Below are 25,820 nucleotides of genomic sequence, written 5' to 3' on the forward strand. Positions count from 1 at the left end.
CAATTCCCGCCCCTTCCCGGAAACCGGGGCTTCGCCCCGGGCCCCGGGGTTGGCCTGGTGCGGGCCGGTGGCCGGTGTTGTGCCCACCAGGCGTCGCGAGCTCCGTTGCGGGGTGGGCCGGAGCGTCGTGGTTGGTGTGGGTGGGTGGTTGCGTAGCAGGGTGGACCTACGCCCCTCGCGGGGCTGCGAGTGCCCACAACACTGGGGGTCTGGGGGCGTCAGCCCCCAGTTTCGGGAAGGGGCCGGGTTAGGGGAATCCCCACAGCCGACAGCGTCGCTCAGCCACACCCGACGGACGGAGTCCGGCGCAGGGGGCCGAAGCCCTCGAGGCGCCCCCGGCGCCGAGAGGTGCGAGGACGCCGTTAAGAAGGGGCCGGCGCTGTCAGGAATGGTGTCGGTGGCAGACGTAGGCCAGCGTGCCCAGGAGCAGACGGGCCTGCGGTGGGCGGCCCGCCGCTTCCAGGGTGGGCGGGCGCAGCCACTGGACCGGACCCAGACCGCCCAGGTCGGAGGGTGGCGCGGTGATGTGGTCACCCCGGCCCAGACCCCGCAGATCGAGACCGGCGTCATCCCAGCCCATCCGGTAAAGCAGCTGCGGCAGCTCGGCCGCGGCGCCGGGGGCGACAAAGAACCAGGCCCGGCCCTGCGGCCCCGCGGCGACCGGCCCCAGTGGGAGACCCATCCGCTCAAGCCGCACCAGCGCCCGGCGCCCGGCGGCAGCGGGCACCTCGATGATGTCGAACGAGCGCCCCACCGGGAGCAGCAGTGCCGCGCCGGGCACCTGCCCCCAGGCAGCGGTGGCTTCGTCCAGGGTGGCGCCCGCGGAAACTTCCAGAGTGGCGTCCAGCGGGTGGGCCCCCGGGGCCGGACAGACGGGGGAGCCGCAGGAGCACTCCGTACGGCCGCCGTTGCGCACCGCGCGTGCGCCGGGGACCACATCCCAGCCCCACAGCCCGGTGTACTCCGCCACCGCGGTGCACTCCGAGGCCCGGCCCTGCCGCCGGGGACGGCGGGTGGCCAGCCGTAGCTCCCGGAACTCCCGAATGCCGCCGATCGTGAAGCCCATGCCCCCTCCAACGGGTCCCATGCGCCGATGGTTACGACACATCTACGCAGAGCGATGGCCGTTGCGAAAGGTGGTGCGACGGGGTCCGCGCGCCCCTGGCGCACTTCGCTCCACCCGGTTGTGCTCGCCCTAAGTCAAGTGAAGCGTGTGGACTCCGGGTTAGGTTCATTCAAAGGGGTGGCGAATGGTGGCGTTTCTGAAATCCCCCTCGCCGCATCAGTGATCGTAGGATTACTTTCGGTACACACAACGGCGCGAGACAGGCGCGGTCGTTGGGTATGTCGCTGGGTATGTTGTCCAACGGCATCGACTGATGACCGCTCGAGAGTGGGGGCCTTCCAGTGGGCGGCAACGGCAGCAGCGGCGGCGCCGCTGAGAAGCGCCCGAATGAGCAGCTCGGTTCGTGGTTTATGCGCAGCGGCTGGTCGAAGGGTGAGCTGGCCCGTCAAGTGAACCGCCGGGCCCGGCAGATGGGCGCGCACCACATCAGCACCGACACCTCACGGGTGCGACGCTGGCTAGACGGTGAGCAGCCGCGGGAGCCGATTCCGCGGATCCTCTCCGAGCTGTTCTCCGAGCGCTTCGGCTGTGTTGTCGCCATCGAGGACCTGGGACTGCGCTCCGCCCGCCAGACAGCCGCCTCTTCCGGTATCGATCTGCCGTGGGCCGGCCCGCAGACCGTGGCGCTGATCAATGAGTTCTCCCGCAGCGATCTGATGCTCGGTCGCCGGGGGTATCTCGGCACCTCGCTGTCCATGTCCGCCGGGCCCGCGCTGATTGAGCCCATGCAGCGCTGGCTGGTGCCCGCTCCGGGCGCGCCGGGGGACCAGGCCTCCGGCCTCACCCCGATCCCGGCGCAGGCCGGCGGTCGGCGTGTGGGGCGGCTGTCCGGGCCGGAGCTGGAGCTGCTGGAGCAGACCACGGTGATGTTCCGCAAGTGGGACGCCCAGTGCGGCGGGGGGCTGCGCCGCAAGGCAGTCGTCGGTCAGCTGCATGAGGTGACGGATCTGCTGCAGGAGTCCCACCCCGAGCCGGTCCGCAAGCGGCTCTTCGGTGTCACCGCCCAACTGGCCGAGCTGGCTGGCTGGATGAGCTACGACATCGGTATCCAGCCCACCGCGCAGAAGTACTTCGTGCTCGCGCTGCACGCCGCCAAGGAAGCGAGTGACCGGCCGTTCGGCTCGTATGTGCTCTCCAACATGGGCCGCCAGATGATTCACCTCGGCCGCCCCGAGGACGCACTGGAGCTGGTACACCTCGCGCAGTACGGCAGCCGTGAGGGGGCCACCTCCCGTACCCAGGCGATGCTGTATGCGATGGAGGCGCGCGCCTACGCGAATATGGGCCAGCCCAAGCAGTGCCACCGAGCGGTGCGGATGGCCGAGGAGACCTTCGGTGAGATCGAGACGACTGACGGCGACCCCGACTGGATCGGCTTCTTCTCCGAGGCCGAGCTGAACGCCGAGAACGCTCACTCATACCGTGACCTCGCCTATGTCGCAGGGCGTAGCCCGACCTACGCGTCGCTGGCGCAGCCGGTGATGCAGAAGGCCGTGGACCTCTTTGGGCGGGAATGCGCCAAGCCCGAGGGTGGGCATCACCGTTCGTACGCGCTGAATCTGGTGGGTATGGCCACCGTCCATCTGCTGCAGAAGGAGCCTGAGCAGTGTGTGTCACGCACCGTGGAGGCCCTCAACGTGGCCAAGCGGCTGCGGTCGGAGCGGGTGAACAACCGCATCCGTAGGACGGCGGCCACCGCCGCCCGTGACTTCGCCGATGTCGCCGATGTCACCCAGCTCACTGAGCGGCTCGCGGGTGAGCTGCCCGGCGATGAGACGGCAGCCAGGGCGGGCTGACTTTCGTAGACCACCGGCTGCGACAGCCACCCCGAACACCCCGACTCGGCTCCCCCCGCCAGGTCATCGGGTGGCCGTCGCGGCCGGTTCTCCTGTCGAATGCCATGCGGAGATGGATCTGCCGTTTTTCAAGTGTGGGCGAATTCGCTCATGTTGAGGCGACTGATGGCCTCTCCTCAGAAGGAATACAAAGGGGAAGTCCCCTTTCTGCCGGGGCGCACGCCCCGGGGTGGACGTCCGATCGGCCCCGTCAGTCCGTCACTGGGCCAGGAGAGTAACCGGACAAGTTTCCCATCATCGTGAGTTCACTCACGTGTAACACCTCTCGCGGCTTCGTCACGTCCACGAAACATCCCGTGGCGTCGGTGGAAACGGGGTTTGGCGAACCTGTGGCGCATCCCGATAAGCCAGATCCTGCCCGCACGGGACGTAACGACGAGGAGATGCCCACCTTGAACGGCGCAGATACCGCATTCGTATTGATCAGCGCAGCGCTGGTCATGTTGATGACCCCCGGCCTGGCCCTCTTCTACGGCGGCATGGTCAGGGTCAAAAGCGCCCTCAACATGCTGATGATGTGCTTCATCGCGCTGGGCATCGTCAGCGTGCTGTGGGTGCTCTACGGCTACTCCCTGGCCTTCAGCGGTGACGTCGGCGGCGTCATCGGCAACCTGGACGCCATCGGCCTGAAGGGCATCACCCCGGAGACGCTTGACGGCGAGCTTCCGGTCTTCGCATTCATCCTCTTCCAGATGATGTTCGCGATCATCACACCCGCCCTGATGGCGGGTGCGCTGGCCGACCGGGTGAAGTTCAGTGCCTGGGCCGTCTTCATCGCCGTGTGGGTCTCCGTTGTCTACTTCCCGGTCGCGCACTGGGTGTGGGCCGAGGACGGCTGGCTCTTCAAGCTCGGTGTCATCGACTTCGCCGGCGGTACGGCCGTCCACATCAACGCCGGTATCGGCGCGCTCGCCGCGGTCCTGGTCGTCGGCAAGCGCATCGGCTTCAAGAAGGAGCCGATGCGCCCGCACAACCTGCCGCTGGTGCTGCTCGGTGCCGCCCTGCTGTGGTTCGGCTGGTTCGGCTTCAACGCCGGTTCCGCGCTGGGCCCCAACGGCGACGCCGTCAACATGGCCCTGAACACGCAGGTCGCCACCGCCGCCGCCATCCTGGGCTGGCTCATCTACGAGCGCATCCGGCACGGCGCCTTCACCACGCTTGGCGCGGCCTCCGGTGCCATCGCCGGTCTGGTCGCCATCACCCCGTCCGGTGCCAATGTAAACGCCTTGGGCGCCATCGCGATCGGCCTTGTCGCCGGTGTCGTCTGCTCCTGGGCGGTCAGCCTGAAGTACAAGCTGAATTACGACGACTCACTCGACGTCGTCGGCGTCCACCTCGTCGGCGGCATCATCGGCACCCTGCTGGTCGGCTTCCTGGCCACCGAGGGCGCGGGCGTCAGCCAGTTCGGGAAGCAGGCCATCGGTGCCTTCGCCGTGATGGGCTTCACCTTCGTCGTCACCTGGATCCTCGCCAAGCTGATCGATGTCACGATGGGCTTCCGGGCCAGCGAGGACGATGAGACCGCCGGAGTCGACCAGGCCTTCCACGCGGAGACCGCGTACGACTTCAGCCAGGTCGGTGGCTCCTCGACCGCCAGCGTTTCCGCCCCCAGCAGCCAGAACAAGAAGGTCGACGCATGAAGCTCATCACCGCAGTCATCAAGCCGCACCGTCTGGACGAAGTGAAGGACGCCCTGCAGGCGTTCGGCGTACAGGGTCTGACGGTCACCGAGGCCAGCGGATACGGCCGTCAGCGCGGCCACACCGAGGTGTACCGGGGCGCCGAGTACACCGTCGACCTGGTGCCGAAGATCCGCATCGAGGTCCTGGTCGAGGACGCCGACGCCGAGCAGCTCATCGAGGTGGTCGTCAAGGCCGCCCGCACCGGAAAGATCGGTGACGGCAAGGTGTGGATGGTGCCCGTTGAGACCGCGGTCCGGGTACGGACCGGCGAGCTCGGCCCGGACGCGCTCTAGTCGACGAAAAGGAGAGTTGGGGCCCGTATGACGGCCGAGACCACGGACACGGATACGACCCGCACGGGACCCAGCGACAGCTACGCGGCGGCCCGGCTGCGCCTCCTCCAGGAGGGGGCGCGGTCCGGGCCGCCGCGCCGCGCCGCGCTCGCCGGGCTGACCGACAGCTGGCTCACCGGACTGCACGGTCAGCGGCCCGGCGGCGCCAGGGGCACCGCGCTCGTCGCTGTGGGGGGATACGGACGCGGGGAGCTCTCCCCGCGCAGCGACCTCGACCTGCTCCTGCTGCACGACGGGAGCGCGGAGTCCGGCGAGCTCGCCACGCTCGCCGACAGCCTCTGGTACCCCATCTGGGACCTGGGCCTGGACCTGGACCACTCGGTGCGTACCCCCGCCGAGGCCCGCAGGACCGCCGCCGAGGACCTCAAGGTGCAGCTCGGACTGCTCGACGCCCGGCATATCGCGGGCGACCCCGGACTCACCGCCACACTCCGCTCCGAACTGCTCGCCCAGTGGCGCGCCCAGGCACCCAAGCGCCTCCCGGAGCTGCTGGAGCTGAGCCAGGAGCGGGCCCACCGGCAGGGCGAGCTGCAGTATCTGCTGGAGCCGGACCTCAAGGAGGCCCGTGGCGGACTGCGGGACGCCACCGCGCTGCGCGCCGTGGCCGCCTCCTGGCTGGCCGACGCCCCCCGCGAGGGGCTGGAGGAGGCCCGTACCACCCTGCTCGACGTACGGGACGCCCTCCATCTGACTACCGGGCGGGCCAGTGACCGGCTCGCCCTGCAAGACCAGGACCAGGTCGCCGAGGCGCTGGGACTGCTGGACGCCGATGTGCTGCTACGCCAGGCGTATGAGGCGGCACGGACGATTTCGTATGCCAGCGATGTCACCTGGCGTGAGGTGAACCGGGTGCTGCGCGCCCGCTCGCCCCGGCCGAAGCTGCGCGGACTGCTCGGCGGCGGCCGTACCGGCGGAGGTGCGGCGACCGCGCGCACCCCGCTCGCCGAGGGCGTCGTCGAGCAGGACGGTGAGGTGGTGCTCGCCCGCACCGCGCGCCCCGAGCGCGACCCTGGACTGATGCTGCGCGCCGCCGCGGCCGCCGCCCAGGCCGGGTTGCCGCTGGCGCTGGCCACCGTGCGGCGGCTGGCGGGCGCCGTACCGCAGGCGCCGCTTCCGGTGCCCTGGCCCGCCGAGGCGCGCGAGCAGTTTGTGACGCTGCTGGGCGCCGGGGAGGCCACCGTCCCGGTATGGGAGGCGCTGGAGGCCGAGGGGCTGATCACCGCGCTGTTGCCGGAGTGGGAGCGGGTGCGCTGCCGTCCGCAGCGCAACGCCGTACACCGCTGGACCGTGGACCGGCATCTGGTCGAGGCGGCGGTCCAGGCCTCCGCGTTCACTCGCCGGGTGCACCGCCCGGATCTGCTGCTGGTCGGGGCACTGCTGCACGACATCGGCAAGGGCCGGCCGGGCGACCACTCGGTGGCGGGGGAGACCATCGCCCGGGATATGGCCGCCCGTATCGGCTTTGACGCCGCCCATGTCGAGGTGCTGGCCACCCTCGTACGGCGCCATCTGCTGTTGATCGAGACAGCCACCCGGCGCGATCTGGACGATCCGGCGACGATCCATTCCGTCGCCGAAGCGGTGGGCAGCCCGGGCACCCTGGAGCTGCTGCACGCGCTCACCGAGGCCGACGCGCTCGCCACCGGCCCGGCGGCCTGGTCGGCCTGGCGTGGTTCCCTCGTCACCGACCTGGTGAAAAGGGTCGCGGGAGTGCTCGCGGGGGAGTCCGTACCGGAGCAGCCAGCCGCCTTTGAGCCGACCGCCGAGCAGGAGCGGCTTGCCGTGGAGGCCTGGCGCACGGGCGGGCCCGTCCTCGCGCTGCGCGCGCGGCCCGAAGGCCCCGGCGGCTCCGGCGGCTCCGACACGGATTCCGGCACCGAGCCGCTGGGAGTCGAGCTCCTGGTCGCGATGCCGGACCAGCCAGGTGTGCTGCCCGCGGTGGCGGGCGTGCTGGCGCTGCACCGGCTGACCGTGCGGGCGGCCGATCTGCGCGAGCTGACCCTGCCCGAGGCACTGCTCGCGAGCGACGCCCCCGACGCCCCCGGCCCTGCCCAGGACGCCGCCGTGCTGCTGCTGACCTGGCGGGTCGCCGCCGAGTACGGCTCGCTGCCACAGGCGGCGCGGCTGCGGGCCGACCTGGTCCGTGCGCTGGACGGTTCGCTGGACATCCCGGCCCGGCTCGCCGAGCGGGAGAAGGCGACCCGTCCGGCGAGCAGCCGACGGCGCGGTATCCAGGCGCCGCCGCCCCGGGTGACCGTCGCGGCGGCCGGATCCGAGCGGGCCACCGTGATCGAGGTACGGGCTCAGGACGCCTCCGGACTGCTGCACCGGATCGGTACGGCGCTGGAGGGGGCGGGCGTCACCGTACGAAGCGCACACATCAGCACGCTGGGCGCGAGCGCGGTTGATGTGTTCTACGTCACTGGCCCTGAGGGTGCCCCGCTCCCCGAGGCCGAGGCGGCCGAGCTGGCTCGTACGGTGGAGCGCGCCCTGGCGGGCGGGTAACCCGCCCGCGCGGGGCTTCCGCCCTCGTTCGCTGTACGGCGGCGGGCGGGGCCGTTTAGCCTGCGAGACAGATACCCTGGGAGCCATTGACTTCGCCCCCGACCTTGAGGACCGACGAGCGCCGTGTTCGATACTCTCTCCGACCGCTTGGCGAGCACTTTCAAGACCCTCCGGGGCAAAGGGCGACTGTCCGAGGCGGACATCGACGCCACGGCGCGTGAGATCCGTGTCGCGCTGCTCGAAGCGGACGTTGCGCTGCCCGTCGTCCGTTCCTTCATCGCGCAGGTCAAGTCGAGGGCCCTCGGCGCCGAGGTTTCCAAGGCCCTCAACCCGGCCCAGCAGGTCATCAAGATCGTCAACGAGGAGCTGGTTGGCATCCTCGGCGGCGAGACCCGCCAGCTGCGCTTCGCCAAGCAGCCGCCGACCGTCATCATGCTCGCCGGTCTGCAGGGTTCCGGTAAGACCACCCTCGCGGGCAAGCTGGGCCACTGGCTGAAGAGCAAGGGGCACACCCCGGTACTGGTGGCCTGTGACCTCCAGCGCCCCAACGCGGTGAACCAGCTCGCCATCGTCGCCGAGCGCGCGGACGTGGGGATTTTCGCCCCGGAGCCGGGCAACGGCGTCGGCGACCCGATCCAGGTCGCCAAGGACTCGATGGAGTACGCCAGGACCAAGCAGCACGATGTGGTCATCGTTGACACCGCCGGCCGCCTCGGTATCGACCAGGAGATGATGCAGCAGGCAGCCGACATCCGGGACGCCGTCAGTCCGGACGAGGTGCTGTTTGTCGTCGACGCGATGACCGGTCAGGACGCCGTCAATACGGCCGAGGCCTTCCGGGACGGCGTCGGCTTCGACGGCGTGGTGCTCTCCAAGCTCGACGGCGACGCCCGTGGTGGTGCCGCGCTCTCCGTCGCACAGATCACCGGCCGGCAGGTCATGTTCGCCTCCAATGGCGAGAAGCTGGACGACTTCGACGCCTTCCACCCGGACCGGATGGCGTCCCGCATTCTCGGCATGGGCGATGTGCTCAGCCTCATCGAGAAGGCCGAGCAGACCTTCAGCCAGCAAGAGGCCGAGAAGATGGCCGCCAAGCTGGCCAAGGGGCCCAAGGAGTTCACGCTCGACGACTTCCTGGCGCAGATGGAGCAGGTCCGCAAGATGGGCTCCATCTCCAAACTGCTCGGCATGATGCCGGGCATGGGCCAGATGAAGGACCAGATCCAGAATCTGGACGAGCGCGAGGTCGACCGCACCGCCGCGATGATCAAGTCAATGACCCCGGCCGAGCGGGACAACCCCACCATCATCAACGGCTCCCGCCGGGCCCGTATCGCCCGTGGTTCGGGCATGGACGTCAGCGCCGTCAAGAACCTGGTGGAGCGCTTCTTCGAGGCCCGCAAGATGATGTCGAAGATGGCTCAGGGCGGCGGTATGCCGGGCATGCCCGGGATGCCGGGTATGGGGGGCGGCGCCGCCAAGAAGAAGGCCAAGCAGCAGAAGAAGGCCAAGGGCAAGCGCCGCTCGGGTAACCCGATGAAGCGCCAGCAGGAGGAGCAGGCCGCCGCCGACCGCAAGGCCGCAGGCGCGGGCAGCGCCTTCGGACTGCCGGGCGCGGGCAACGACCCGAGCTCCTTCGAACTCCCCGAAGAATTCAAGGACATGCTCCCCCCAAAGAGCTAACCCCCACGGTGTTGTGGGCAGACCCCCACCCCCGTTGTGGGCACTCGCAGCCCCGCGAGGGGCTGTGGGTGGGCACAACCCGGCCACCGGCCCGCACCGGCCAACCCCGGGGCCCCGGGGCGAAGCCCCGGTTTTCGGGAAGGGGCGGGATACGGGGACACCCACCCCCCCCGGGCGAAGCCCCGCCACGCGGCGGAGCCGCACCGTCACGGCCGGGAAGGGAAGGGGAAAAGCGAAAGGGAAAGGGCTGGCGGAATACCCAGCCTCACACGCGAGCGATGACGTAGCGGAACAGGTTCGCCAGCCACACCGTGCCATCCGCCCGCACATGCGGCTGAAGCGCCTCGGCCAGCTCCTTACTGACCTGCTCCCGGTCGGTGGCCTGAATAGCGGCCTCGTAAAAGCCGGTGGACAGCAGCCCACGCACCGCACTCTCCAGATCGGCGTAGCCGAAGGGACAGGCCACCCGCCCGGAGCCATCCGGGCGCAGCCCGGCACGGCGAGCCACCTCCTCCAGATCGTCACGGCCGCACGGCCGCCAGCACTCATGGGCGTGCAGCGGCTCGGCCAGCCGCGCAGCGACCCGTAGCGCCGGGGTGGCGGCGCAGCGCTCGGCCGGACCCCAGTCGGCCAGCACGACCGGACTGCCGCGCTCCGCCTGCTCAGCGGCGGCGGCCAGGGAACGCACGCTGGGACGGATATCGAAGGCGGTCACCAGATTGTGCGGGGGGCCGTCAGGCACATCCTCGGGGCCGCCGCACGCAAGGCGCACGGACCAGGCCTGGGTCCCCCACTGCGGTTCCGGCAGCAGCCGGGCGCGGGCCAGCGCGAGCCGCGCCTCATCCGTATCCGTGCCGGTGACCGCCGCGCCACGCGCGGCGGCCAGCAGCAGGGCGAGCCCGGAGCCGCAGCCCAGGCCGAGCAGCCGGGTATGCGGGCCGACCTCCAGTCGCTCGTACACCGACTCATAGAGCGGTACCAGCATCCGTTCCTGGATCTCCGCCCAGTCCCGGGTGGTCTGTGGGAGTTGCTGAGGGTGGACGAGCGAAGATGTCATCTGGGCGCCCCAATCAGCTGAAGGATCCGATACCGCCTTGTCCTGTCCCCCCGGTTCCGCTGCCTACTGCCCCCGTATGCCAGAGAACTGCCGATCCGTCCCCGCGTCCAGAGGGGGCGGGGCGGTGTCTTGGCCGAACTGCTCTTAACCGAACTGCGTCGTAACCGAACTGCCCGATTCACGTTTCTGTGCCACGTCGCCGTAACATGCGCGCCATGGCAAAGGCTCCCGTACTCACACCCCAGGCGGATGACTTCCCGCGCTGGTACCAGGACTTGATCAACAAGGCCGAGCTGGCCGACAACGGGCCGGTACGCGGCACCATGGTCATCCGGCCGTATGGGTACGGGCTCTGGGAGCGGATGCAGCAGGAGATGGACGCTCGCATTAAGGGTGCGGGCGCTCAGAACGCCTACTTCCCGCTCTTTATCCCCCAGTCTTACCTAACGAGGGAAGCTGAGCATGTCGAGGGCTTCGCGCCCGAGCTCGCGGTGGTCACACACGGCGGCGGCAAGGAGCTGGAGGAGCCGGTCGTGGTGCGGCCGACCTCCGAGACGATCATCAATGAGTACTTCTCCAAGTGGGTGCAGAGCTACCGTGACCTGCCTCTGCTGATCAATCAGTGGGCCAATGTCGTCCGTTGGGAAATGCGGCCCCGGGTATTCCTCCGAACGAGTGAGTTCCTCTGGCAGGAGGGCCACACCGCGCACGCCACCTACGAGGACGCACGGGACTACGCCGCCCGTATCCACCGGGAGGTCTATGCGGACTTCATGGTGAACGTCCTGGGTATCGATGTGGTACTCGGCCGCAAAACCCCCCATGAGCGCTTCGCGGGCGCCATCAACACCCTCACCCTCGAAGGCATGATGGGCGACGGCAAGGCGCTGCAGCTGGGCACCAGCCATGAGCTGGGCCAGAACTTCGCCAAGGCCTTCGACACCCGGTATCTGTCGAAGGAGGGCAGCCGGGAGCTGGTCTGGCAGACCTCCTGGGGCGTCTCGACCCGGATGGTCGGCGGGCTGATCATGGCGCATGGCGATGACAACGGACTACGGATCCCGCCGCGACTGGCGCCGGTCCAGGTCGTGGTGCTCGCCATCAAGGGCGATGACGCGGTGCTGGCCAAGGTGCGCGAGATCGGCGACGAGCTGACCGCTGCCGGGATCCGCGTCCAGGTCGACGACCGGACCGACACGCCCTTTGGCCGCCGGGCCGTCGACTGGGAGCTCAAGGGTGTCCCGGCCCGTATCGAGATCGGCCCGCGCGACCTGGAGAGCGGCACCGCGATGCTGGCCCGCCGTATCCCGGGAGGCAAGGAGCCGGTACTGCTCGACGCGCTCGCCGGGCTGCTGCCCACGGTGCTGGAGGAAGACCAGGCACTGCTGCTGCGTCAGTCGCGCGAGCGCCGCGAGGAGCGCACGTCGGATGTCGGCAGCATCGAGGAGGCCGCCGAGGTGGCCACCGCCGGTGGGTGGGCTCGTATCCCGTGGGCGGACCTCGGCCCGGCGGGCGAGGCCAAGCTCGCGGAGCAGTCGGTGTCCGTACGCTGCCTGATCGCCGCGGACGGGTCGGTTCCGGACGCCGATGACGCACCCGGTACGGTGGCGATCGTCGCCCGCGCGTACTGATTCGGCAGTACGTCCCGAGGTGGGACAGGTGTGCGAGTCATCCCCAGATCCGCGCACCCGCCCTCGTACGAGCCCATCAAGGGGAACTGACTGGTACGTGCAAATTATTTGAGATGCCCCGGAATCGGAACACTGGCGCATCCCGACTCGTTGTCACGACGTGAGCACGACACCACCTGTTCTCGCCGCCGAATTGGCAGCCGCGTGGGCCGATATTCAACGGCACCACCCGGAGCTGCCCGACTTGGCCGCGCCCGAATCGCTGATCGGAGAGTCGTCGTCCGCCTGTGGCGCTGAGCTCTCCTTCGAACGGCTGCTGCACGAGGCCGTCCATGGGATCGCCGCCGCCCGCGGGATCCGGGACACCTCACGTGCGGGCCGCTACCACAACCGCCGCTTTCTGGCGATTGCCGAGGAGTTGGGTCTTGAGCACACGGATGAGCCGCATCCGAGCAGCGGTTTCTCACTGGTCGCTATGACCCCGGACACCAGAAGGCGGTACCGCCCAACGGCAGAGCGGCTGCACCGGGCTCTCAGAGCGCACACCGCCGCGACGAGCACGGACACCTCACGCAGCTTCCGCGGCCCGGCTGCCCGGCATGGCTCCTCCGGGGGCGGCGTTCGGGTCAAGGCCGTCTGCGAATGCGGGCGGAATGTGCGGGTGGTCCCGTCCGTGCTGGCCCAGGCGCCGATCATGTGCGGAGCATGCGGCAAGCAGTTCCGCATCCCCGAAACGGTAGCCGTTACCACCTCCCCTTCTTGACGGCGTCCTCGCATTGTTCGGCCCCGGGGGGCCTCACAAGCTTCGGGCGCCTGCGCCGGACTCCGTCCGTCGGTGGTTGTGGCTGAGCGCCGTTGCCGTCGGTGAGAGTTCCCCGAACCCGGCCCCTTCCCGAAACTGGGGGCTGCCGCCCCCAGCCCCCCACCCAGTGTTGTGGGCACTCGCAGCCCCGCGAGGGGCTGTGGGTGGGCACAACACCGGCCACCGGCCCGCACCCGGCAAACCCCGGGGCCCCGGGGCAAAGCCCCGGTTACGGGAAGGGGCGGGATACGGGGACACCCACCCACAGCACCCCCGCAGCCAGGCGAAGCCCCGTCACGCGGCGGAGCCGCAGACCGGCACAGCCGGGAAGGTGGGGGCACCTCCTGGGGGCACCTCCCAGACGAAGTCTGGGGGAGGTAGCTGGGGGAGGGATACGGGGACACCCACCCACGGCACCCCCGCAGCCGGGCGAAGCCCCGCCGCGCGGCGGAGCCGCATATCGGTACAGCCGGGAAGGGAGCCATGCGGGAAAACCCCAAACGCGGAACCCCGCCCGCACGCGGCGGAGCCGCGAACCCGCGGCTGGGCCGCGCCAGGGCCGACCGACGGCTGCCCGGCGAGTGTGGCAGAATAGGCGGCTGTACTCGACAGCCGAAAAGGACCCCTCTCTCCTCCGGCTGACGCGTCCATCGGGCATTCGGGTACCACAACCCCACGTGCCATCCCGCTGTGCCCAACCACGTCAAGACCAGGAGACACCACAACTGTGGCAGTCAAGATCAAGCTGAAGCGTCTGGGCAAGATCCGCGCGCCTCACTACCGCATCATCGTCGCCGACTCCCGTACCCGCCGTGATGGCCGGGCCATCGAGGAGATCGGTCTGTACCACCCGGTGCAGAACCCTTCGCGTATCGAGGTCGACTCGGAGCGTGTCCAGTACTGGCTGGGTGTCGGCGCGCAGCCGACCGAGCCGGTCGAGGCCATCCTCAAGGTCACCGGTGACTGGCAGAAGTTCAAGGGCCTGCCCGCTCCGGAGCCGATGAAGGTCGCCGAGCCGAAGGCCGACAAGAAGGCCCTCTTCGAGGCCGCCGCCAAGAAGTCCGCTGACGAGCCGAAGGGTGAGGCGATCACCCCCAAGGCGAAGAAGGCTGACAAGAAGTCCGACGCCGAGGCCGAGGCTGCGTCCTCGCCGGCTGAGTCGACCGAGGCCTGAGGATGCTCGAGGAAGCCCTCGAGCACCTGGTGAAGGGCATCGTCGACCACCCCGACGAGGTGCAGATCGCATCCCGCAACCTGCGCCGCGGGCGCGTGCTGGAGGTCCGGGTGCACCCGGACGACCTCGGCAAGGTGATCGGCCGCAACGGCCGCACCGCTCGCTCCTTGCGCACCGTGGTGGGCGCCCTGGGCGGCCGCGGTGTCCGCGTCGACCTCGTCGATGTAGACCAGGTCTGACACCTGTCCGTTGCGGCTAAACCGCCGCCTCCCCCAGCTATCGCTGGGAGGTGCCCCCACTCGCGGATGTGGTTGATGCTCGTCGGGGTTACTCAATTGATGGCTGAGGTACTTGAGGGCCGGAAGCGGTGCAAGCCGCTTCCGGCCCTCAACCCCTTCGTGGGGCAGGGCAGAGCAGGAGCAGGAAAGTGCAGCTCGTAGTCGCGCGTATTGGCCGCGCCCATGGCATCAAGGGCGAGGTCACCGTCGAGGTGCGTACGGATGAGCCCGAACTGCGGCTCGCACCCGGTGCCGTCCTCGCCACCGACCCGGCCTCGGCCGGACCGCTCACCATCGAGAGCGGCCGTGTGCACAGTGGACGGCTGCTGCTGCGCTTCGAGGGCGTACGGGACCGTACCGCCGCCGAAGCCCTGCGCAATACGCTCCTGATCGCCGAAATCGATCCGGAGGAGCTGCCCGAGGACCTCGAGGAGTTCTACGACCACCAGCTGATCGACCTCGATGTGGTCACCCGGGACGGCACCGCCGTCGGCCGGATCGCGGAAGTCGCACATCTTCCCGGCCAGGATCTGCTGGTCGTCAAGCGGACAGACGGCGGAGAGGCACTGATCCCCTTCGTCACTGAGATCGTGCCGGAGATCGACCTGGCGGAGCAGCGGGTGGTCATTGAGCCACCACCGGGGTTGCTCGATGAGAGCGAGTCGCTGTGAGGCTCGATGTCGTCACCATTTTCCCGGAGTACCTGGAGCCGCTGAACGTCTCGCTGGTGGGCAAGGCGCGTGCCCGTGGCCAGCTCGATGTGCGGGTGCACGATCTGCGTGACTGGACACACGACCGGCACCACACCGTTGATGACACGCCCTACGGCGGCGGCCCCGGCATGGTGATGAAGCCCGAGCCCTGGGGTGAGGCGCTGGACGCCATCATCGACTCAGGCGAGCGCGAGCGCGAGAGCGAGGACGGGGGCGAGGGCGCAGCGGAACCGGTGCTTGTCGTGCCCACCCCCAGCGGCCGCCCCTTCACTCAGGAGCTGGCCGTCGAGCTCTCCCAGAAGCCCTGGCTGATCTTCACCCCGGCCCGCTACGAGGGCATCGACCGCCGGGTCATCGAGGAGTACGGCGACCGTCTCGATGTGCGTGAGGTGTCCATCGGCGACTATGTGCTCGCTGGCGGGGAGGCGCCCGTCCTGGTCATGGTCGAGGCGATCGCCCGGCTGCTCCCCGGGGTGCTCGGCAACGCAGAGTCGCACCGCGACGACTCCTTCGCCCCGGGCGCCATGGCGGACCTCCTGGAGGGGCCCGTCTATACGAAGCCGCCCGAGTGGCGGGGCCGTGGTGTGCCCGAGGTACTGGTCAGCGGCCACCACGGAAAGATCGCCCGCTGGCGTCGGGACCAGGCCCTCGTCCGTACGAGCCAGAACCGCCCCGATCTCATCGAGCGCTGCGACCCGGCCGCACTGGACAAGCACGACCGTGAAACCCTGGAATCCCTGGGCTGGAGCGAGGGAACGGATGGCCGATTTGGGCTGGCCGGGGAGGCCGTGGGAGAATAGGCCGCTGCCTCACGTCCGGCGCGCGACCCTGCCACAGGGGGACCAACGCCCGCCTCGACGGAGCGGCATCCAATTCATCATCCCGGACTTCCGCTGATGACCTGTGGCATCAGCGAGGAAAGCAGACGAACATGTCTCACCTTCTCGACAGCGTCGACTCCGCTTCGCTGCGCAGCGACGTCCCGGCCTTCCGCCCGGGTGACACCGTCAATGTCCATGTGCGCGTCATCGAGGGCAACCGCTCCCGTGTGCAGCAGTTCAAGGGCGCTGTCATCCGCCGCCAGGGCTCGGGCATCCGCGAGACCTTCACGGTCCGCAAGGTCAGCTTCAGCGTCGGCGTCGAGCGCACCTTCCCGGTGCACACCCCGATCGTCGAGAAGATCGAGGTCGTGACCCGCGGTGACGTCCGCCGTGCGAAGCTCTACTACCTGCGTGAGCTGCGTGGCAAGGCCGCGAAGATCAAGGAGAAGCGCGAGAGCTGATCTCGCGTAGCCGCATATCCGTGGCGGGTGTCCTGGCCGGGCCGGATAGGCTCTGCCTCCGATGGACACCGACGCACAGTTTCCGGAGCGCGACCGCTCTCCAGCCCCTGACGAGGGGCGGAGACGCTGGTCGCGTTCCGTGCGTTGTGGCGCCCCGGCAGCCGCTGTGCTGGTGCTGATCCTGCTGGTCAGCTTCTTTGCCGTACAGCCCTTCCTGATCCCGAGCGGTTCGATGGAGAACACCCTCAAGGTCGGCGACCGGGTTCTGGTGAACAAGCTGGCGTACCGTTTCGGCAACCATCCGGAGCGCGGAGACGTTGTGGTTTTTGACGGGACCGGGTCATTCGCCGAGGAGCGGTCGGAGGAGAACCAGGTCACGGCTCTGCTGCGGGCGGCGGGTGCGACGCTCGGCATGGTGGAGCCGCCGGAGAACGACTATGTGAAACGCGTCATCGGGATCGGCGGGGACAGCGTCACATGCTGTGACACGCGCGGGAGGATCGAGGTGAACGGTGAGCCGTTGGCGGAGGACTACCTGTTTCCGGGCGACAGTGCCTCATCCGTACCGTTCGACATCGTGGTGCCCGAGGGGCGGCTGTGGGTGATGGGAGACCATCGCGCCGACTCGCGGGACTCCCGGGACTACCTCGGCAAGCCCGGGGGCGGCACCGTGCCGGTGGACCGGGTAATCGGCCGGGCCGACTGGATCGGCTGGCCTGCTGGCCGCTGGGCCTCGCTGCGGACCGGGCATGGGTAAGCGGGGCAAGTCGCGGGATGGACACCGCCGGGCAGCCACCCAGCGGCGCGTGGTGCAGCCCAGCGCCACCCTGCGGGGGCCCGGTGAGGGCCGGGCCGACCGGCGGCGCGCGGCGAAGCGGATCAAGCGGCGCCGACGGCTGTCGGCGACCAAGGAGATACCGATCCTGATCGGTGTCGCGCTGCTGATCGCACTGGTACTCAAGACCTTCCTGGTGCAGGCCTTTGTCATCCCCTCCGGGTCGATGGAGCAGACCATCAAGATCGACGACCGGGTTCTGGTGGACAAGCTGACGCCGTGGTTCGGCTCAAAGCCACAGCGCGGTGATGTGGTGGTCTTCAAGGACCCCGGCGGCTGGCTGGAGCAGGAGCAGCTGCCGACCTCGGACGATCCGCCAGTGATCAAGGAGGGCAAGCAGCTTCTGACGTTCATCGGTCTGCTGCCGTCGGACGATGAGCAGGACCTGATCAAGCGTGTGGTCGCGGTCGGCGGTGACACCGTCCAGTGCTGCGACAAGAACGACCGGGTGACGGTCAACGGTGTCGCGCTGGATGAGCCGTATCTCTTCCCGGGCAACAAACCGTCCCAGGTGCCGTTCGAGGTGACGGTTCCGGTCGGACGTATCTTCGTTATGGGAGATCACCGGGCCAATTCGGCCGACTCCCGCTTCCACCTCAAAAAACCGGGTCAGGGCACCATCCCGGAGGACTTGGTCGTCGGGAAGGCCGTGGTGATCGCCTGGCCGTTCTCTCACTGGCGGCGGCTGGAGGAGCCCGGAACCTACGCATCGGTCCCGGATGCGCGCGGCGCGCCGCCGTCCGCGAGCCGTAGTAGAGACAATGAAGTTGTGCCATTCCCGAGCCTTGCGGAACTTCCGCTCGTTATGGGAGTGGTGGGCCTGCGCCGATTGTCGGGCAGGCGGCAGCGCGGTGTAAGGAGTGGATGTGGGGGACTTGGCGGTCGGCGCACGGTCCGGGTCCGGCGAGGAAGAGCCGGAGAAGCGGCCCGCGGGTCGGGACGACGAGCAGCCCGCGGAGCGCGGTGAGGAGCCGACGGCGGAAGAGGGCAGCGGGGAAGGCGTAAAGGGCAAGAAGAAACAGCGCTCCTTCTGGAAGGAGCTGCCGATCCTGGTCGGTATCGCGCTGATCCTGGCGTTGCTGATCAAGACCTTCCTGGTGCAGGCCTTCTCGATCCCCTCCGACTCGATGCAGAACACCCTGCAGCGGGGCGACCGGGTGCTGGTGGACAAGCTGACACCGTGGTTCGGCTCAAAGCCGGAGCGCGGTGAGGTCATCGTGTTCCACGATCCGGGCGGCTGGCTGGATAACACCGTGGTGTCGGAGAACTTCCTGCAGAAGGGCCTCAGCTTTATCGGACTGATGCCCTCGGCCAATGAGAAGGACCTGATCAAGCGAGTCATCGCGGTCGGCGGTGACACCGTGGAGTGCGCGGAGGGCGGACAGGTCAAGGTCAACGGCAAGGCGCTGGATGAGTCTTCTTATCTCTATCCGGGCAACACTCCCTGCAACGACCGGCCGTTCGGCCCGCTTGAGGTGCCGGAGGGACGGCTGTGGGTGCTGGGCGATCACCGCCAGGACTCGCTGGACTCCCGCTTCCACCAGGACGGGCCGGGTGGCGGCACGGTGGCCGAGAGCGAGGTCGTGGGACGCGCGATCGTGGTGGCCTGGCCGGTGAACCGCTGGAGCACCCTGCCGGTGCCGGAGACCTTCGACCAGAAGCTGGCTGGGGCGGCGCCTGCGGCGCTGGGCCTCGCCGGTGCGTTTCTGTTTGTGCGCCTGAACCGGCGCGGCTCTCGCAGAGCTGGTTGACCGCCGCTGGGGGCTCAACTGATGGGTGCCGTGGCGTAGGGTGCCGCCAGACGTCGGTAACCCGGGGAGCGCCAAGTGAGCGGAGCTGCACGTACGGTTAAGGGTCACGGTCGGCTGGGGAACACGCTTTCCTCGCTGGCCGTGGCCCTCGGCTGTGTGCTCTTCCTGGGCGGGTTCATCTGGGGAGCGGTGCAGTACCAGCCGTATACGGTCCCCACCGACTCCATGGCGCCCACCGTCGCCGCCGGGGACCGGGTGCTGGCACAGCGGATCGACGGCGATGTGGTGCGGCGCGGTGATGTCGTTGTCTTCGAGGATCCGCTCTGGGGCGATCTGCCGATGGTCAAGCGGGTCGTCGGGGTCGGCGGCGACAAGGTGGCCTGCTGTGACAAGCGGGGGCTGCTGACGGTCAATGGCGAGCCGGTCAAGGAGCCGTATGTGGACGGTGAGGGCCCGGCGTCGGCCACCGGCTTCACGGCGACGGTGGCCAGGGGGAAGCTCTTCCTGCTCGGTGACCACCGGCGGGACTCCCTCGACTCCCGGGACCGTCTGACCGACGGTGAACAGGGCGCGGTCCCCCGGGAGGCCGTGCGCGCCCGGATAGACGCCACGGCCTGGCCACTGGACGGCGTCGGGATGCTGGGGCGTCCACAGGCCTTCGCCGGGCTGCCAGGCGGGGTCTCGGAGCCCGGCCCCCTGCGGCCGATCCTGCTCGCCATCGGAGTGGGCGCGGTTCTGGTGCTGGGGGGCGCCGCATACGGGCCGATCGCGCGGCGTGGCGGACGGGGGCACCGGCGCTGACGCACAATGGGGGAACGCACGGCTGAAGGGGAACACGCCATGAGCGCCGAGGACCTCGAGAAGTACGAGACCGAGATGGAGCTGAAGCTCTACCGGGAGTACCGGGATGTCGTCGGGCTGTTCAAGTATGTGATCGAGACTGAGCGACGTTTCTACCTCACAAATGACTACGAGATGCAGGTGCACTCGGTGCAGGGCGAGGTCTTCTTCGAGGTCTCGATGGCGGATGCCTGGGTGTGGGATATGTATCGGCCTGCCCGTTTCGTCAAGCAAGTGCGAGTGCTGACGTTCAAGGATGTGAACATCGAGGAGCTCAATAAGAGTGACCTCAACCTTCCGGAAGACTCCGGCTTCAGCGGCTAGCACAGACCCGGCTGTACCGATTCCCGGCTCCTCCCCCAGACTTCGTCCGGGGGGGACCCCAGCGCGGCGGGCTCCGCCCCGGGCCTCGGGGTGGCTGGTGCGGGCCGGTGGCGCCCACCCCGCAGCGGGGCGCCCTGCGCCCTCGCGGGGGCAGAGTTGTCCACAACCGGGGAGTAATCCCCGGATTCTCCCCAAGATCCACTTCCTGGCTCCGCAGCCGACAGAGTGCGCGGTGGAGGTGGGGGCAGATGAACGACCGAGGAGCCCTGGGCCGGTACGGCGAGGATCTGGCAGCCCGACGGCTGCGGGAAACGGGTATGGCCATCCTGGAGCGCAACTGGCGATGTCAGACCGGGGAGATCGACATCATCGCCCGGCATGTCGACACGCTGGTCATCTGTGAGGTGAAGACGCGCCGGGCGGGCAGCTACGAGCATCCCATGGCCGCCGTCACCCCGCGCAAGGCTGAGCGGCTGCGCAGACTGGCGGCCCGCTGGCTCAGCGAGCGCTGGCTGGTGCGGTACGGCAGACCACCCACCGGCGGAGTACGGATCGACCTGGTGGGGGTGGTGCTCCCGCAGCGGGGCGCACCGGTCGTGGAGCACGCCCAGGGGGTGGCCTGAGATGGCGTTCGCCCGGACCTGCTCGGTCGCGCTGGTCGGTGTGGAAGGGGTGCTGGTCGAGGTCCAAGCCGATCTGGAGCCCGGGGTGGCGACCTTCACGCTGGTCGGGCTGCCCGACAAGTCCCTGGTGGAGAGCCGCGACCGAGTGCGGGCCGCTGTCGTCAACTCGGGGGCCGAGTGGCCGCAGAAGAAGCTCACCGTCGGGCTCAGCCCGGCCTCGGTGCCCAAAGGCGGCAGCGGCTTCGATCTGGCCGTGGCCTGTGCGGTGCTGGGCGCCGCCGAGCGGATCGACCCCCGCGAGCTGGCGGATGTGATGATGATCGGCGAGCTGGGTCTGGACGGCAGCGTCCGGCCGGTGCGCGGCGTGCTGCCCGCTGTCCTGGCCGCGGCGGACGCGGGCTACCGCCAGGTGGTGGTGCCCGAGCAGACCGTCTCCGAGGCCGCGCTGGTGCCCGATATGGCGGTGCTGGGCGTCCGCAGCCTGCGCCAGCTCATCGCGGTGCTGACCGATGATCCGGTCCCGGAAGAAGAAACGCCGCATACGGACGGCCGCCCCGACCCGCTGCTGGCGGGTCTCGCCGTGCCCGGCGCGGGCCTGGGGGCCGCGGCGCTGGGCGGCGGTCGTTCGGTGGACCTCTCCGAGGTCGCCGGACAGGCAGCGGCGCGCCGGGCCCTGGAGGTGGCGGCCGCCGGGCGGCACCACATCTTCTTCAAGGGCCCGCCCGGCGCGGGCAAGACCATGCTCGCCGAACGCCTTCCCGGTCTGCTGCCGCCGCTCACCCCGAAGGAGTCCCTGGAAGCCACCGCGGTGCACTCGGTGGCCGGAGTGCTGCCACCGGGTCAGCCGCTGGTGGCCCGGCCGCCGTACTGCGCCCCGCACCACTCGGCGAGTATGGCCTCGCTCGTCGGCGGCGGCACCGGCCTGCCCCGGCCAGGGGCGGTGTCCCTGGCCCACCATGGAGTGCTGTTCCTGGACGAGGCCGCCGAATGCAGCGGCCGGGTGCTGGACGCCCTGCGCCAGCCGCTGGAGTCCGGGCAGGTGGTGGTCGCCCGGGCGCAGGGGATGATGCGTATGCCCGCCCGCATCCTGCTGGTACTCGCGGCGAACCCCTGCCCCTGCGGACGTCACGGTATGACCGGTGATGGCTGCGAGTGCAGACCCTCGTCCATCCGGCGCTATCGGGCGCGGCTGTCCGGACCGCTGCTCGACCGCGTCGATCTCCGGGTCACCGTGGAGCCGGTCGCCCGCTCCGAGCTGCTTGCGGCAGACCAGGCGGCGGAGTCCACCGCCACCGTGGCCGCACGGGTTCTCGCAGCCAGGGAACGGGCCGCCGCGCGGTTCGCGGATACGCCCTGGCTGACCAACAGCGAGGTGCCCGGCTATGAGCTGCGTACCCGCTGGAAAGTCGCACCGGGTGCGCTGCGGCGGGCCGAAGGCGATATGGAGCGGGGCCTGCTCTCCGCGCGCGGTCTGGACCGGGTGCTCCGAGTCGCCTGGACCGTCGCCGACCTCGCCGGGCGTGACCGGCCCGGCGCCGAGGACGTCGACTGGGCCCTGGAGCTCCGCACGGGCATCAGCCGCGGTGCGCCGCTGGCCGGGTTCGCCGGGTGAATGGCGACGAGGAGCGGCTGGCGCGGGCGGCGCTGACCCGGATCGGGGAGCCGGGGGATGAGCTGGTGGGACGGTGGCTGACGGAGTACGGGCCGGTGGAGACCGTACAGGCGCTCGGTGGGGAACAGCCGCTGGAAGGGGCGAGCCAGGAGCGCTGGGCCGGTCTGCGGCTACGGGCCCGGGGCGCCCGGCCTGAGGCGGACCTGGCCGCGATCGGAGCGCTCGGCGGGCGGTTCGTCTGCCCCGGCGACCGCGAATGGCCTTGTCAACTCGATGACCTCGGTGACACCCGCCCCATTGGGCTATGGGTGCGCGGCAGACCCTCGCTGCGCTTCTGGGCGCTGCGGTCGGTCGCCGTTGTCGGGGCCAGGGCCTGTACCGACTATGGCGCCCACCTCGCCTCCGTTCTCGGCGCTGGGCTGGCCGAGCGCGGCTGGACGGTGGTCTCCGGGGCGGCCTATGGCGTGGACGGTGCCGCGCACCGGGGCGCGCTCGCCGTTGATGGCGCGACCGTCGGAGTGCTGGCCTGTGGTGTGGATGTGGCCTATCCGCCCGGCAACCGCGCACTGATCGGCCGGATCGCGGAACAGGGTCTGCTGGCGGCGGAGTTGCCGCCCGGTGACCACCCCACCCGCAGCCGGTTTGTGCTCCGTAACCGGGTGATCGCGGCGCTCACCCGGGGCACGGTGGTCGTGGAGGCCCAGCTGCGCAGCGGCTCGCTGGTCACCGCGCGGCGGGCGGCTCAGCTGGACCGGTACGTCATGGGGGTGCCGGGTCCGGTGACTTCCGGGCTCTCGGCCGGGGTGCATCAACTGCTCCGCGGCGAGGGGGAGGTGGTCACCGACGCCGCGGAGGTGATCGAACTGGTCGGCGACATCGGGGAGCTGGCCCCGGAGCGGAGCGGCCCCGTCGTACCGCGAGATCTCCTCCACCCGGCCGCCGTGCGGGTGTTGGAGGCGCTGCCAGCCCGTGCCGCGGTCACCGTCGGCTGGGTGGCACACGCGGCTGGTACGGCCAGCGATATCGCCTACACCAGGCTTCAGGAGCTGAGATCGCTCGGCTTTGTCGAACGTACGGGTGAACACTGGAAGTTGACCCACCCGGACGGTCGACACCCCAACAGGTGATGAAGCGGTCCTTGACCTGCTACGACCGAGTGAAAGGGTGAGGGGCATGCTCCCCGAATCGCAGCTTCCGCCGACATGTGCGGGACCGCCAGAGGCGCCGTGTACCACCAGGGTGCGGACCGAGGAACGTATCTGCGCATGCCAGATCGAACGATCGTCGCGCAATGCGACCCCTCGGTCACGCTACGCTCGCAAGGTTCTTCCCTCCTGACCGATGTACCGACCACGGCAGAACGGCTCTAGGTGACGAATGCCCCACCACATGTCCGGGTCCCAACGCACGGCCACAGCGGTGCCGCCCGCGGCCGACGCGGCTGCGCGCCCCGCCGCCCCCAGTTCGCTGGAAGAGCTGTGGCGGTTGTACAAGGACACGGGTGACGAGCGGCTGCGGGAGCAGCTGATCCTGCACTACTCACCACTGGTGAAGTACGTGGCCGGACGGGTCAGTGTGGGGCTGCCGCCCAATGTGGAGCAGGCCGACTTTGTCTCCTCGGGAGTCTTCGGGCTCATCGACGCGATCGAGAAGTTCGACCCCGGGCGGTCCATCAAGTTCGAGACCTACGCCATCACCCGCATCCGCGGGGCGATGATCGATGAACTGCGGGCACTGGACTGGATCCCGCGTTCGGTCCGGCAGAAGGCCCGCGCGGTGGAGCGGGCCTACGCCACGCTGGAGGCCTCGCTGCGGCGTACGCCCTCGGAGGCTGAGGTGGCCGCCGAGATGGGCATCCAGCTGGAGGAACTGCACGCTGTCTTCAGTCAGTTGTCGCTGGCCAATGTGGTGGCGCTGGAGGAGCTGCTGCACGTCGGCGGTGAGAGCGGCGACCGGCTGAGCCTGATGGATACGCTGGAGGACACCGCCGCCGAGAACCCGGTCGAGATCGCCGAGGACCGTGAGCTGCGGCGACTGCTGGCCAGGGCGATCAACACACTGCCGGAGCGGGAAAAGACCGTGGTCACCCTCTACTACTACGAGGGCCTTACGCTCGCCGAGATCGGCCAGGTGCTGGGGGTCACAGAGAGCCGGGTGAGCCAGATCCACACCAAGTCCGTGCTGCAATTGCGCGCGAAGCTCGCGGATGTGGGTCGCTGAATCGTCCCTGCCCTCTCTATGGTGGAGACGTGCCCAGGATTCGAGCGGCCTCGGTGGCCGAGCACCGGACGATGCAGCGCGGCGCCCTGCTGGACGCCGCCCGATCCTTGCTGTCCGAGGGCGGTACGGAGGCGCTGACCTTCCCCGCCCTTGCCGAGCGGACCGGGCTGGCTCGGTCTTCTGTCTATGAGTACTTCCGCTCCCGCGCGGCCGTTGTCGAGGAGCTGTGCGCGGTCGATTTCCCCATCTGGGCGGCCGAGGTGGAGGCGGCGATGGAGGCCGCCGATACGCCCGAGGCGAAGATCGAGGCGTATGTACGGCAGCAGCTGGCGCTCGTCGGAGACCGACGGCACCGGGCAGTGGTCGCGATCTCGGCCGGTGAGCTGGATCAGGGCGCCCGGGAGAAGATCCGTGCCGCACACGGTGGGTTGATCGCGATGACCGTCTCCGCACTGGAGACGCTCGGCCATGAGCAGCCCCGCTTGGCGGCGATGCTGCTCCAGGGGATCGTCGACGCCGCAGTCCGCCGCATTGAGCTGGGCGCGGCGGAGGACCCCGAACGGATCACGGAAGCCGCGGTAACGATGGCTCTGCGCGGCGCTTGCGGCTGACGGCACGCGCCCGCTGTCCGGTTCCGGTGCCGCACGCGGCCTGCCACGCAACCGCGCCAGCGAAGCGCGCGGCGCGGTGGAGGCGTCGGTGCGCCCAGGCAGCCACCGCGGCCAGCACCGCCGCCAGAGCGCCTGCGGCGGTCGGCACCGTGACGTCCGCGGTTCCCTCGGCTGGCTTATCCCGGGTAACCGGCGGATGCGCAATGGTGTGGGCCGAGCCCGCTGGCTGCCAGGCGCCCATGCCGCCCTCCGGCTGATCAGTGCCTTCTGTGACCTCTGTGGCCTCTGCGCCAGGGCCTGTGGCCATCGCCTTGCCCTCCCGGGGCAGCGGAATGTCGAAGACCGGGAGCAGGATGGACGGTCCCTGGCGGAGCAGGGTGAGGGGGTCGAGGTAGGTGTCGCCGCGGCGCAAGCCCCAGTGGAGGCAGGAGCTGGGACGGCAGTGCGATGGGCCGGGCTGGAGAGTGGCGACGGGCTGCCCGGCGGTGACCCGGTCGCCGACGGAGACCGTCGGGCTGACCGGTTCGTACGTGGTGCGCAGTGGCGGGTCACCGGTGCCGGAGAGTTCGATGGACAGCACGCCGCGGCCCGCGACCGTGCCCGCGAAAGAGACCCGGCCCGGGGCCACCGCCCGGACCGGCCGCCCCGCCTTTCCCGCGAGGTCCACACCCCGGTGTCCCGCCGCCCAGGGCGCGGGCGGCGGCTCGAAGGCCCGCTCCACCTGGGGGTCCGGTACGGGCCAGATGAGCAGCAGTGCCGCGTACAGTTGTAGCCACATGCACGTAGCGTGACGCGGAGCGCTGTTCCTTGTGGATCTTGTTGAGGATCTGTGGAATACCCGCCGGTTGTGGTTAACCGCGCG

General features: G+C 69.6%; 25 protein-coding genes. 22 read left to right on the plus strand and 3 right to left on the minus strand.

Going from position 1 to position 25,820, the window contains the following annotated elements; translation table 11 throughout:
• Positions 1-382: 382 nt before the first annotated feature.
• A complete protein-coding gene (locus test1122_RS20260) occupies positions 383-1,066 on the minus strand; it encodes a bifunctional DNA primase/polymerase (RefSeq protein ID WP_232270580.1) in 684 nt (227 codons plus the stop codon).
• 341 nt (positions 1,067-1,407) lie between these two features.
• Here test1122_RS20260 and nsdA point away from each other — a divergent pair, with 341 nt between their 5' ends.
• The 5 genes from nsdA to ffh all read left to right on the plus strand — a co-directional run bounded on the left by nsdA (position 1,408) and on the right by ffh (position 9,205).
• Positions 1,408-2,922 carry a transcriptional repressor NsdA gene (nsdA, locus tag test1122_RS20265; RefSeq protein WP_422397024.1) on the plus strand — a complete coding sequence of 505 codons (1,515 nt, stop codon included), beginning with the start codon at positions 1,408-1,410 and terminating at the stop codon, positions 2,920-2,922.
• Between the two features lie 443 nt (positions 2,923-3,365).
• Complete coding sequence (locus tag test1122_RS20270) at positions 3,366-4,622, plus strand: ammonium transporter (RefSeq protein ID WP_232270581.1); 1,257 nt, start codon at positions 3,366-3,368, stop codon at positions 4,620-4,622.
• On the plus strand, positions 4,619-4,957 hold the full coding sequence (locus test1122_RS20275) for a P-II family nitrogen regulator (RefSeq protein WP_232270582.1): 339 nt from the start codon (positions 4,619-4,621) through the stop codon (positions 4,955-4,957). Before test1122_RS20270 ends, test1122_RS20275 begins: the two co-directional genes overlap by 4 nt.
• Positions 4,958-4,984: 27 nt before the next feature.
• The gene (locus tag test1122_RS20280; protein WP_232270583.1) at positions 4,985-7,522 is read left to right on the plus strand and encodes a [protein-PII] uridylyltransferase; all 2,538 of its coding nucleotides are present in this window, start codon (positions 4,985-4,987) and stop codon (positions 7,520-7,522) included.
• A gap of 123 nt (positions 7,523-7,645) precedes the next feature.
• Entirely contained in the window at positions 7,646-9,205 is a 1,560-nt protein-coding gene (gene ffh, locus test1122_RS20285; RefSeq protein ID WP_232270584.1) for a signal recognition particle protein, read from the plus strand.
• 265 nt (positions 9,206-9,470) lie between these two features.
• On the opposite strand, the gene test1122_RS20290 is transcribed toward ffh, so the two are convergent.
• On the minus strand, positions 9,471-10,262 hold the full coding sequence (locus test1122_RS20290) for a methyltransferase domain-containing protein (protein ID WP_232270585.1): 792 nt from the start codon (positions 10,260-10,262) through the stop codon (positions 9,471-9,473).
• Between the two features lie 215 nt (positions 10,263-10,477).
• Here test1122_RS20290 and proS point away from each other — a divergent pair, with 215 nt between their 5' ends.
• The 17 genes from proS (at position 10,478) to test1122_RS20375 (ending at position 24,958) form a co-directional block, all read left to right on the plus strand.
• Positions 10,478-11,893: a proline--tRNA ligase gene (gene proS, locus test1122_RS20295; RefSeq protein WP_232270586.1), complete on the plus strand. Its 1,416-nt coding sequence runs from the start codon at positions 10,478-10,480 to the stop codon at positions 11,891-11,893.
• 160 nt (positions 11,894-12,053) lie between these two features.
• Positions 12,054-12,656: a hypothetical protein gene (locus test1122_RS20300; RefSeq protein WP_232270587.1), complete on the plus strand. Its 603-nt coding sequence runs from the start codon at positions 12,054-12,056 to the stop codon at positions 12,654-12,656.
• A gap of 766 nt (positions 12,657-13,422) precedes the next feature.
• Positions 13,423-13,869: a 30S ribosomal protein S16 gene (gene rpsP, locus test1122_RS20305; RefSeq protein WP_232270588.1), complete on the plus strand. Its 447-nt coding sequence runs from the start codon at positions 13,423-13,425 to the stop codon at positions 13,867-13,869.
• A gap of 2 nt (positions 13,870-13,871) precedes the next feature.
• The gene (locus test1122_RS20310; protein WP_232270589.1) at positions 13,872-14,108 is read left to right on the plus strand and encodes an RNA-binding protein; all 237 of its coding nucleotides are present in this window, start codon (positions 13,872-13,874) and stop codon (positions 14,106-14,108) included.
• 188 nt (positions 14,109-14,296) lie between these two features.
• On the plus strand, positions 14,297-14,818 hold the full coding sequence (gene rimM, locus test1122_RS20315; protein WP_232270590.1) for a ribosome maturation factor RimM: 522 nt from the start codon (positions 14,297-14,299) through the stop codon (positions 14,816-14,818).
• Positions 14,815-15,660 (plus strand): tRNA (guanosine(37)-N1)-methyltransferase TrmD, encoded by an 846-nt coding sequence (gene trmD, locus test1122_RS20320; RefSeq protein WP_232270591.1) that lies wholly within the window; start codon positions 14,815-14,817, stop codon positions 15,658-15,660. Before rimM ends, trmD begins: the two co-directional genes overlap by 4 nt.
• A gap of 131 nt (positions 15,661-15,791) precedes the next feature.
• The gene (rplS, locus tag test1122_RS20325; protein ID WP_232270592.1) at positions 15,792-16,142 is read left to right on the plus strand and encodes a 50S ribosomal protein L19; all 351 of its coding nucleotides are present in this window, start codon (positions 15,792-15,794) and stop codon (positions 16,140-16,142) included.
• Positions 16,143-16,203: 61 nt separating this feature from the next.
• A complete protein-coding gene (lepB, locus tag test1122_RS20330; RefSeq protein WP_232270593.1) occupies positions 16,204-16,899 on the plus strand; it encodes a signal peptidase I in 696 nt (231 codons plus the stop codon).
• Entirely contained in the window at positions 16,892-17,944 is a 1,053-nt protein-coding gene (lepB, locus tag test1122_RS20335) for a signal peptidase I (protein WP_232270594.1), read from the plus strand. The genes lepB (test1122_RS20330) and lepB (test1122_RS20335) overlap by 8 nt, the downstream gene beginning before the upstream one ends.
• The gene (lepB, locus tag test1122_RS20340; RefSeq protein WP_232272009.1) at positions 17,853-18,728 is read left to right on the plus strand and encodes a signal peptidase I; all 876 of its coding nucleotides are present in this window, start codon (positions 17,853-17,855) and stop codon (positions 18,726-18,728) included. Before lepB (test1122_RS20335) ends, lepB (test1122_RS20340) begins: the two co-directional genes overlap by 92 nt.
• A 75-nt stretch (positions 18,729-18,803) precedes the next feature.
• On the plus strand, positions 18,804-19,529 hold the full coding sequence (gene lepB / locus test1122_RS20345; protein WP_232270595.1) for a signal peptidase I: 726 nt from the start codon (positions 18,804-18,806) through the stop codon (positions 19,527-19,529).
• A gap of 39 nt (positions 19,530-19,568) precedes the next feature.
• Positions 19,569-19,892, plus strand: coding sequence for a DUF2469 domain-containing protein (locus tag test1122_RS20350; protein ID WP_219091434.1), 324 nt, complete (start codon positions 19,569-19,571; stop codon positions 19,890-19,892).
• Between the two features lie 248 nt (positions 19,893-20,140).
• The gene (locus test1122_RS20355) at positions 20,141-20,515 is read left to right on the plus strand and encodes a YraN family protein (protein ID WP_232270596.1); all 375 of its coding nucleotides are present in this window, start codon (positions 20,141-20,143) and stop codon (positions 20,513-20,515) included.
• Position 20,516: 1 nt separating this feature from the next.
• Complete coding sequence (locus tag test1122_RS20360; RefSeq protein ID WP_232270597.1) at positions 20,517-22,127, plus strand: YifB family Mg chelatase-like AAA ATPase; 1,611 nt, start codon at positions 20,517-20,519, stop codon at positions 22,125-22,127.
• Positions 22,124-23,254 (plus strand): DNA-processing protein DprA, encoded by a 1,131-nt coding sequence (gene dprA, locus test1122_RS20365; RefSeq protein ID WP_232270598.1) that lies wholly within the window; start codon positions 22,124-22,126, stop codon positions 23,252-23,254. The genes test1122_RS20360 and dprA overlap by 4 nt, the downstream gene beginning before the upstream one ends.
• A gap of 250 nt (positions 23,255-23,504) precedes the next feature.
• On the plus strand, positions 23,505-24,347 hold the full coding sequence (whiG, locus tag test1122_RS20370; protein ID WP_232270599.1) for an RNA polymerase sigma factor WhiG: 843 nt from the start codon (positions 23,505-23,507) through the stop codon (positions 24,345-24,347).
• A 71-nt stretch (positions 24,348-24,418) separates the two neighbouring features.
• The gene (locus test1122_RS20375) at positions 24,419-24,958 is read left to right on the plus strand and encodes a TetR/AcrR family transcriptional regulator (protein ID WP_232272010.1); all 540 of its coding nucleotides are present in this window, start codon (positions 24,419-24,421) and stop codon (positions 24,956-24,958) included.
• Here the strand turns inward: test1122_RS20375 and test1122_RS20380 are convergent.
• Positions 24,912-25,736, minus strand: coding sequence for a murein hydrolase activator EnvC family protein (locus test1122_RS20380; protein WP_232270600.1), 825 nt, complete (start codon positions 25,734-25,736; stop codon positions 24,912-24,914). The genes test1122_RS20375 and test1122_RS20380 overlap by 47 nt on opposite strands.
• Between the last annotated feature and the right edge of the window lie 84 nt (positions 25,737-25,820).

Source organism: Streptomyces gobiensis (assembly GCF_021216675.1).
Classification (GTDB): domain Bacteria; phylum Actinomycetota; class Actinomycetes; order Streptomycetales; family Streptomycetaceae; genus Streptomyces; species Streptomyces gobiensis.